This is a genomic window from Burkholderia lata (assembly GCF_902499025.1).
Classification (GTDB): domain Bacteria; phylum Pseudomonadota; class Gammaproteobacteria; order Burkholderiales; family Burkholderiaceae; genus Burkholderia; species Burkholderia lata_C.
In genome coordinates, this window is the sequence record NZ_CABVPW010000002.1 from 331,855 (window position 1) to 342,268 (window position 10,414).

At 62.3% G+C, this 10,414-nt stretch carries 2 protein-coding genes; both read left to right on the plus strand.

Annotated elements, in window-relative coordinates:
- The first annotated feature begins 504 nt into the window (after positions 1 to 504).
- A complete protein-coding gene (locus BDI24065_RS03060; RefSeq protein WP_217481800.1) occupies positions 505 to 8,610 on the plus strand; it encodes a neuraminidase-like domain-containing protein in 8,106 nt (2,701 codons plus the stop codon).
- 57 nt (positions 8,611 to 8,667) lie between these two features.
- Positions 8,668 to 10,383, plus strand: a complete 1,716-nt coding sequence (locus tag BDI24065_RS03065) for an Ig-like domain-containing protein (RefSeq protein ID WP_175029967.1) — start codon at positions 8,668 to 8,670, stop codon at positions 10,381 to 10,383.
- Positions 10,384 to 10,414 lie beyond the last annotated feature (31 nt).

Below are 10,414 nucleotides of genomic sequence, written 5' to 3' on the forward strand. Positions count from 1 at the left end.
GATGTCGTTTTTCAAGAACCGGATAAAGTCCTTTCGACGCACAAGCAAAGCAGAAAAATCCGAAGTCTCGTCAATCACATTCGAATGACTCAGGAGCAAACCGTGCCGGAAATCCTTACCTTGAATCCCCGCGAAACTCGAACGCGGGAAGCGCGCTCGCCAAACCAGCCAAGCTGAACCCGCCTGTTGTCGCAATCGACGGCACACCACGATCTACCGAAAAGTCGCTCAATTTCGGATACGTGCGCATTGGCAATACGCAGAACATGGTGGTGTCGTTCAAGTGAATGGAAATATCTCGCCACATCGCTCGCGACCTGATCTTGCAGCGTCTCGTCTCGGCCTGCGAGTCGCGGAGTTCACCGGCGAATGGTATCAGTCCCATACCGGAAGTTGCTGTGCCGATCCGTATAAGCGAATCGGCCGCCGAGGCTTGCCATTTCCGCCCGAATGACAACTTCTGACGGGATTTCAACAGCCTGTTAGCCAATACCGGGGTTTATTGTGGTTTATCTAAACGATATTGCCGATGGAAGATTTTCCGCAGTTATAAACCGCAATCCGGATTTCAATCTCGGCACGCATGATTTCTTCCTGCATCGCGCGGAAGCGACCCCGGGCCTGGACACGCTGGCACCGCATGAGATAGAGACGCTGAAGACGTATCAGCGACTCTTGCGAATCACCGACGACGGCAAGCTGGCCGACCGGTTGGTCGCCGCGGGGCTGACCTCGGCACACAAGATCGCTCGGAATTCCGAGCGGCAATTCATCGCCGAGCACGCGCGGCAACTGGCCCTGACCGACGAGGATGCCCGCACCCTGCACCGCAGCGCGGTCCAGGCAAAGATCCGCGCACAGAATGCCGCCTTCGCGCTGCGTTATTCGGTTGGCTCGGCGGCCTTTCGCGCCGGCGCCATGAACACGGTCGGCGCCGACATGCTCGACTATGTCGGCGCCATTCCCAGCTATCAGGACTTTTTCGGGTCGCTGGATTACTGCAATTGCGATCCGGATCAATCGATCTTCAGTCCGGCCGCTTACCTCGTCGACCTGCTGCGCGTGGTCTATCAGTACATCGATACGGCGACCTACAACCCCGGCATTCCCGACGGCTGCCACCTGGCGCAGCGCCGGCCCGATATCGGCAACATTCCGCTGACACCGGAAATGACCCGGCAGCTCGTGCCCTATCTCCAGATTGTCAATGAGGCGCTGGAGGCCAATATCGCGGGCGCTACCCAATGGCCGGACGTGTTCCGCGCGTTCACCGCCCAGGTCTATCCGTTCGCGCTTCCCACCATCCTGCCGTTGACCCAAACGCGGCTCTACAGCGCGGCGTTGGGTACGACGCTGCTGCAGCTCTACGACGTGTTCGCGGCCAGAGACCAGACGCCGCCTGCCTCGAACTTGCCCGGACCCGAAGCGATCGGCCGGGAGGCGATCGGCCTCAGCCCGACCACGCAGAAGATCGTCACCACCGTCCTGACGAGCGCCGCGGATATCGGCCCCTATTACGGCATTGCAGACGGCAAGCTATTGACCCCGCCGACCGATCTCGGCACCTCGCTGGTCTTCTGCCAGCGCACGGGCATGACCTATGAGGCGCTGTCCGGGTTGTTGTCGCAGAATCTGTCGGATGCCGAAATAGCTGCCGGCATCGCGGTGCAATTGTTCATCAACCAGGGCCAAACGGCGCAGACCTGCCTCAGGCTCACCGTCGATCAAACCGACCCGGACCACCCGGTGTCGCGTATCGCCAATATGAACCTGGCGGCGCTGGACCGGCTGAACCGTTTCATCCGCCTTGCCAATGCCAGCGGCATTGCGTCGGCCGATCTCGACTGGATGATCGAGACGGTCGGCCAAGGCAAAATCGACGCCGAGGCCATTTCCAGGATCGGCCGGACACAACAATTGGCCGAGAGCCTGTCCTGCACGCTGCTGGAAGCCAGTGCCCTGTTCCAGCCGCTGAAGACGATCGGCGTCGGTGACCCGAGGCGACCGCTCGATCCGTTCGACCAGTTGTTCAACGCGCCGTCGGTCCTGGGTACGCCTGCAGGATCGATGCCGGCTTTCACGGCCAAGGGCTCCGTGACGATCACCGCCGCCGGCACGACGGTAACCGGCACCGGAACCAGCTTCACCACGCAGATCTCCCCCGGCATGCGCGTGCGCGTCAATGGCGAGGTACGGGTGGTATCGACCGTACCTGCCAATACGACGTTGACGGTTGGCTCGGCGTTCACCCAGGCCCAGAGCAATGCGGTGATGGTGGTGATCCCCACCCCGGATACGCCATCCGACGCATTGCCGATCTACCACCCGCAGTACGCCGGCAACCCCCTTTACCAGGACAGCGTCGCCAATTGGACGCCGGCGGCCGACGCGGGAACGGGGCCGGAGGTGGCGGGTGTCCGGTCGCGCCTGCGTTCGGGCCTCAACGTCGTCGACAACGATCTGACCGCCATCGGTCAGGCGGCGCTGAACTGGCTGATCGCCTCGGGGGCCTTGCCCGCCGGCAGCACGGCCATACCGTTGACCGTCCCGAACATGTCGCTGCTGTACGCCTATGCCAAGCTGGCGCGCCAGGCCGGGCTGACCGTCACCGAATACCTGACCCTGCTGCAGTTGCTGAATATCGGCGCAACCGCCAACCTCGATACGACCATCAGCGCGGCAGGTTGGGCCGCATGGCTGAAGCATTCGCGCCTCAGCATCCATGCGCTGGACTACGGCATGACCGGCAGCGTATCGAAAACCTTCTCGCCCGCGTTCCTCTCCGCCGACCTGCCGAATTTCCTGGCCGCCCTGTGGCAGACGGCACAAAACTGGCTGGTTCTCGGCAATGGCTTCATCAATCAGGACATCACCGCCGACCAGTCGCAATCCTACTTCCTCCAGCTCTCCGCCCCCGAGGCCGGCTTCCTGACCGTTCATGGCGCAGTGCTGGACAAGGCGGCGGATTTTGCCGCGATCGCGTTCATCGACCCGCTGCACGGCGACTCCTTCATCACGCCGCTGATTTCCGCCACGCAATCCCAGGGCGCTTACGCCGACCTGATCACGCATCAGGTGTTGAACCAACAGGGCGTGCTCGGTGCCGGATTCTCGTCCTCGACGAATCTGGACTTCCTGTTCACCGACCTCCCCGACCGCCTGGCGATGATCGCCGACGTGCGCGAGATACTCCTGGCCACCCAGGGCCGGCTGAACCACGTCGTGGACGTGCTGCTGAATTTCGGCGGCGCCCCCACGGTCGAGTATCCCAATCGCGGCATCCAGCGCTTTCACCTGTCCGAGCAATTGGGCGTCGCGCTGGGGGCCGACACAGGCAGCATGCTCGCGCTGGGGCCGGTCGTCGCCGCCGCGGTCAAACTGGACAACTACGTTGCGGCCTTCCTGACACCGCCGGATGGCAATCCTCCGCCGGTCAAGCTGCAGGATTTCATGGCGTTGATGACGCGCCTCGTCACGCTGTTCAAGCAACTGGCCTTTACCGCCAGCGACGTCAGCTTCGTCGTCCAGTATCCCGCGCCGTTCGGCATTGCCGACATGACCACCCTCAGCCTCGCCAATATTCGTGCGCTGTGGGCCTATCGGCAGTTGCGGCAGAACTTCAACGACGAGGACGGCCGCCTGCCTGCCTATCTCGCGGCGCCCGACCAGGGCGATTGCGCGAGCGATCCCAAGTTCAAGGATTTGTCGCTGATGACCGGTTGGCCGGTCGACCAGATCTGCGAATTGCGCGCGGCCCTGTTCGGCACGGGATCGGGCTACAACACGGTCATGGGCCTGACGGGAATGGCGGCCTGCTTCAAGACTGCGTCGAGCCTCGGCCTGGATATCCATGGCACGCTGACCCTGGCCCGGCTCAACGTCTTGCCGGCCCAAGTCGATAACGCCGCGTGGACGGCATACAGCCAAGCCGCTACCGCTACGATCGGCTCGCTGAAGGCGCGCTACGGCGGACCGCAATGGGAAACCTTCTATCGGCCGATCGAGAACGCGGTCAACGAGGCCAGGCGCGATGCGCTGCTGCCCTATGCCATTTTCAGCCTGGGCAAGAAATACCCGGTGATCACCGATGCGGAGAGCCTCTACACGTACCTGCTGATCGACGTCGAAATGTGCGGCTGCGCCGATATCTCCTATATCGCGCAAGCCATCCAGTCGGTACAGCTCTACATGCAGCGCGCCCGCATGATGCTGGAGCCCGGCATTACCGACGTGGCCATTCCGGAAGTCTGGTGGACGTGGCTCGGCGCCTACCGGTTATGGGAAGCCAATCGCAAGGTCTTTCTCTATCCGGAAAACTACCTCGAGCCCGGCCTGCGTCCCGACAAGACGCCGCAGTTCCAGACGGCCGAGGACACCCTGACCTCCAATGACATCACGCCCGAGACGGTCAACGACACCTACGTCGAGTACTTCGAATCGTTCAGCGCGCTGACCGCGCTGAAGCGTGTCGGCTCCTATAGCGGCACGATGCCGGATCCCGATGCACTGGGCGCGATGACCCCGACGCTTTACCTGCTTTCACGCACCGCGACCGAGCCTTACGACTACTACGCGCAGCGCAAGATCGACGACATCAGCTGGACGGCGTTCGAGAAGATCGATCTGACGATGCCGACGCCGAACGCCGCGCCGCTCTATGCGTACGACCGGATGTTTCTGTTCTGGGTCGAGCAGAACGCGACCTCGGCCTCGCAGATCCAGGGGGGCGGCGCGACCAACTCGCTCGATACCGGTGCCACGCTGAAATACAGTTTCATCAACCAAAGCGGCAAATGGGTGTTGCCGCAGACGCTGGATCATTTCACGATCAACTTTGCCCCGATGCAGGGCAACTACAGCACGGCCCAAATCAACCCGGCAAACTTCAACGTCAGCCAGGTCCAATGGCAGACGGCCGTGCCCTTCCTGATCAAAGGCAAGGACGGCGCCCAGGATACGATCCTCGTCAATTACGGCCAGTTCTACGACTTGCCGGGAGGCTCGCCCAACGATCCGACGCGGCCCGACCCGAGCGTCATTACCAATCCCGACGCCTACGCGCTGGCCACCAACATCTATGAGTCGAGCCTGTACGCGGTCAAGGCCACCACTCAGGGCCTGCGCGGCTCGACTTACGTCAATCAGGGCCGGTTGCTGCTGCAAGGGCTGGATGTGTCGCCGACCTACGTGATCGACGGTATCTACGACATGGCGCCCGGCACGCCCAAGCCCTATGTGCCCATCGTCCCGCGAACGGTCGTGCCGGCCGGTAGTTCGCCGGTCATGAGAATCGTCGACTTCAGCAACGTGTTCCTCATGAATGCCGTCGGCCAGGGCGCCGCCTACATCTGGACGCCCATCAATCACCTGACGCTTCTCTACAACGTCAACGACCGCGCGGGCTTCACCGCGCCGACCATCAATCAGCCGTTCTGGTTCATCTGGGACAACGGCGACGAGACCTTCATGATCCGGTCGACCGAGCCGGGGATCAAGCTGCTCGAGGATTACGCCCACGTCAATGTGAGAGGCGAAACCAATCAGACCAATCTGATTTCGACCGGATACACCGACACGCCCGGCAACTTCAACAACATCGTCTGGTCTGCCGAGCGGCTGTCGACCGGCGCGACCGCCCGCCTCAACAAGGCGCTGTTCGTCGGCGGCGTGCCCCAGCTGCTTCAGCCGGAGACCCAGGCCACCCCGATCATTCCGAGCTATCCGTTCACGCGCTTCTACGATGACGGCCAGCAGTCGCCGAATATCGATCCTCCCGCCTACCTCGCCGGCGACACGATCGATTACAAGGGCCCCTACGGCCTGTACTTCTGGGAGATGTTTCTCTACTGCCCGTGGCTGATCGCCAACCAGCTGCGGGCCAACCAGCGCTATCCGGAAGCACGGAGCTGGCTGGAATACATCTTCAACCCCACCGTGCCGATCAATTCCGATCCGACGGTCAAGGACCAGTCCACGCGCTTCTGGCGCCTGATCGCGTTCCGCACCTTCGACGTCGAATCCCTGAAGTCGATCCTGACCGACACGGCCCAGATCAGGGCCTACAACAACTACCCGTTCCAGCCACACGTGATCGCCCGCTTGCGTGGCAGTGCCTATCAAAAGGCGATCGTCATGCGCTACATCGACATTCTGCTGGAATGGGGCGATTTCGAATTCACCAAGGACAGCTGGGAATCGATCACCCAGGCAACCCTCCTCTATGTCCTGGCGCGCGACATATTGGGACCGCGACCGGTCGATGTCGGCGCCTGCACCCAGCAGCCACCATCGACCTTCAATCAGATCCAGGCGAAATACGGCACCGATATCCCGCAATTCCTGATCGACATGGAGAACGTGGCGCCACCGACGTCGAAGGGCGCGGTGCAACTGAACCAGGCCGATCGCTACGTCCCGGTCAACGAACTCGATGCCTATTTCTGCGCGCCGGAAAACAGCGCATTGATGAAATACTGGGATCTGGTCGAAGACCGTCTCTACAAGATCCGGCATTGCATGAACATCCAGGGTGTCGTGCGGCAACTGGCACTGTTCGAGCCGCCGATCGATCCCATGGCGCTGGTGCGCGCCGCAGCCGCCGGCATGGGCGCGCGCGTCGCCGAGCAGTTGCAGTCCGGCGCGCCGCCTTATCGCTTCTCCACCATCGCGCGGATGGCCGGCGACTTTTCGGCCCAGCTCAGTCAACTCGGCAATCTCCTTCTTTCCGCCCTGGAAAAGAAGGATGCCGAATCGTTGGCGCGACTGAACGCGATTCAGACGGTCCAGATCCTGAACCTGACCACCAAATCGCTGGAATTGCAGATTTCGGAAAACCAGGAACAGATTGCCGGGTTGACCGTGTCGCACGAAGCCGCGTCATCCCGGCGCGACTTCTATCAATCACTGATCGACACCGGCCTGCTGCCGGTCGAGCGCCTGCAGATCGCCATGCAGATCCTGTCGACCGCTTTCGGCACGACGAGCGGCGTGCTGGAAGCCTTTGCCTCGGGCGCCTTCCTGGTGCCGGATGTCGGCTCGCCTTTCGCCATGACCTATGGCGGCCGGGAGATCGGCAGCAGCCTGCACGCGGCCGCCCAGGTGTTCGACATCCTGGCCCAGACCACCAAGGGCGTCGGCGAGGTCAGCCAGACCGTCGGCAGCTTCGAGCGGCGCGACCAGGATTGGCAACAGCAGTTGACCCAGGCCGGTTTCGACGTCGAGGTGCTGGACAGCCAGATCCGTGCGGCCAATCTGCAATTGCAGATCGCCCAACATCAACTGTCCATTCACCGGCGCAACCAGGACAATGCGGTCGAGGTCGACGATTTCCTGCGCCGCAAATTCACCAATGCCGAGCTTTACCAATGGATGATTTCGCGGCTCAGCACGATCTACGGCCAGGCCTATCGGATGGCGCTCGAACTGGCCGTGTCGGCCCAGCAGTGCTACCAGTTCGAAACCAATACGGTTGACCAGTTCATCACCTTCGACTATTGGGACGGGCTGCGCAAGGGCCTGCTCGCCGGCGAGCAGCTGTCCGCCAGCCTCGCCCAGATGACGTCGAGCTATTACCGCGGCAACAATCGGCGCCTTGAAATCGAGAAGACGATTTCACTGCTCGCACTGGATCCGGAAGCCTTCCTGCGATTCCAGCGCACCGGCACGTGCGATATCCGGTTCAGCGAATATTTGTTCGATCTGGATTATCCCGGCCAGTACGCCCGACAGATCAAATCGGTCTCGGTGACCATACCGGCGATCCTCGGCCCTAACCAGAACATCAAGGCAATCCTGAGGCAGACCGGCAGCCAGATCCTCCTGAAGCCGGACATCAACGGCGTGGACTATCTGCTGGGCCTGGGATCGGCGACGCCCGATACCAGCGTGCTGCGTGCCAATTGGCGAGCCAGTCAAAAGGTCGCGCTGTCCACCGGGCTGAGCGATACCGGCACGTTCCAGGACGAACTGAACGACGAACGGTACATGCCGTTCGAGGGCACCGGCGCCATCTCCTCCTGGCGCCTGGAGATGCCGCTCGACACCAATCGCATCGACTATTCGACGTTGACCGACGTCATCATCCGCCTGCGCTATACCGCGCAGGACGGCGGCGCGGTCTTCTCATCCCAGGTGCGCAACAAGATAAACAGCATTCCTTTCCAGGGCCAGCGCGCGTTCAACCTGGCGGCCAATTTCCCGACCGCGTGGTTCGGCTTTACCCACCCGCCGGCGGGCGCGACCCAGCAGTCCTGCGACATCGTGATGGCGCAGGACTGGTTCCCGGCCAATCTGAACTTGAATCAGATCACCGAGATCGATGCCCTCCTGCAGTTGGCGCAAGGCGTATCGATGGGCGGCCCCCTGACGGCGACGCTCCGGATCGGCACGGGCAACAGCGCGACCAGCTTGTCGCTGACCTTCGATGCCGTGAACGGCGCCGCCAGCCTGACCGGCCAGAGCATCAACAACTGGGTCGATCAACCCTGGTCGCTGATCGTGGCCAGGAGCGGTGTCCCGCCAGGCCTTGCCGATTCGGCGACCGGTCTGCTCGACCCCGCCAAAGTTCTGTCGATCGGCCTTCTGCCGACCTACAGTGCCCGCCGCCCCTGAGCGATGCGCTTGCGGACGGCACGTCTCACCACTCTAACGTCAACTTCGGAGGGTCGTATGGCAACACCGACTTGCTCGGCACAGCATTGCAGCCTCAACTCGACGCAAATCAACGAAACCTGCAAAAAGGAGGGTTGGCAGGTCAACCACCTCGTCCTCGTCTGCGACCGGGACACAGGGTACTGTTGCAATTGCACCTGCTCGTGCCTGGCCTTCGACACGCCGGTTTCGGTGTCGGCCACGCAGACGAAGGCCATTCAAACGCTCGCGCTACAGGACCCCGTCCTGGCCTTCGATCCGACCGGCGCATCGCAGCAACGCAGCGTCGCGTTTTCGGACGGCACCTCGTCCATCAGCGTGCAGCCCGAAATGGCCTACGTATCGTTCAAGATCGGCGCGGACGAACGCACGGTCACCGTGACGATGAATCACACGTTCCTCCTGGCGGACACGCGCAAGCTGATTCAGGCGCAGATGCTGTCGGTCGGCACCGGCCTTCTGCTGGCCGACGGCACGACCGCCGCCGTCACCAGACTGGAGATCAAATCCTATACCGGCGGTGTATGGAACATCGCCACCTCGATCGGCAAGCCGATCGATCTCGACGGCCACCTGATCGATACGGACGGCATCCTGTCGGGCGATTTCGCCGTCCAGACGTTCTATGACGATCTGGTCAAGCAGGGGCTGGCGACCGCGCCGGGCGTCTATGCGGCGGTGACCACGCGCGGGCACGACCAGGCCGCCGACGCCAATGCCGCGGTCACGCTGGCTGCGCGGCCGCGCCATGACTTCGCGCAGTTCCTGGCGACGGCGACCGGCGCCCATCAGGTGATTCGGCAGCCGAATGCCCAGGGCGGCGCGGTTACTCTGCACGGCGATCACAGTGCGACCTTGGCGGTCCCGCCGGCTGCGCTGAAAGGTGGCTTCCTCACCGAGGTTCAGGCCGATGAATTGAGGATCGGGGGCCTCCATCCGGTCACGCGGAACCCGCAGCGCGCCGGCGATTGCCTTTGGCTGATGAAGCTCTTCCACGCGTATTTCCCGGATATCCATTTCGTCTTCGACGCGTCGGCACGCGAGGCCAACGGTTACGCCTTCTATCTGGGCACGACCAAATACGTCCTGGTGCAAGGCGGTCTCGTGCGCGCCGTACCGCTCGAATGGCAGGGCCTCTCGCTGGTACTGGGCTACCTGATCAGCCGCTTCCCGAATCAGGCGCAACAACCGGCCGGTTTCGTCTGCAAGCCCGAGGCGGACTACTACGCACCCGCGCCGCTGCAGACCGTATTCAATCGGCTTTATCCGGACGTGATCTTCGATGCGATCAGTCAGGTCGAAGCCACCTTCAAGCTGATCCCGAGCAGGGCCGATCATCCGGCCGCCGGATGCCATCCGACGAATCTCGACTGCCGGATCACGACCTATCAGCAGGCGATCGGTTTCAATCCGCTGCCGATGTGCGCCGGCGGCCCGCCGGCGGCTGACTTGAGGCTGCTGTCCGCAACATCCTCGACCGCTGACTCGGGCGTCACGCTGACCTTCAGCGCGCCGATCGACATGGCATCGGCAGAAGACAAGGACAACTACTTCTTCCATCCGCATATGGACCAGATCCTCACGATCAGCAACGGCGCGGCAAGCAACAAGGTGACCATCAAGGGCGGCTTTGCCCCGAAGACCGCCTATACCATCACGGCCTCCAACGTCAAATCGAGCGAGGGCAACACGCTGGATCCGAACTACGTCAGCAGCGGCTTCCACACGCCGTAACGCAACGTAAGGAGCCGCTCCCCATGCTCCG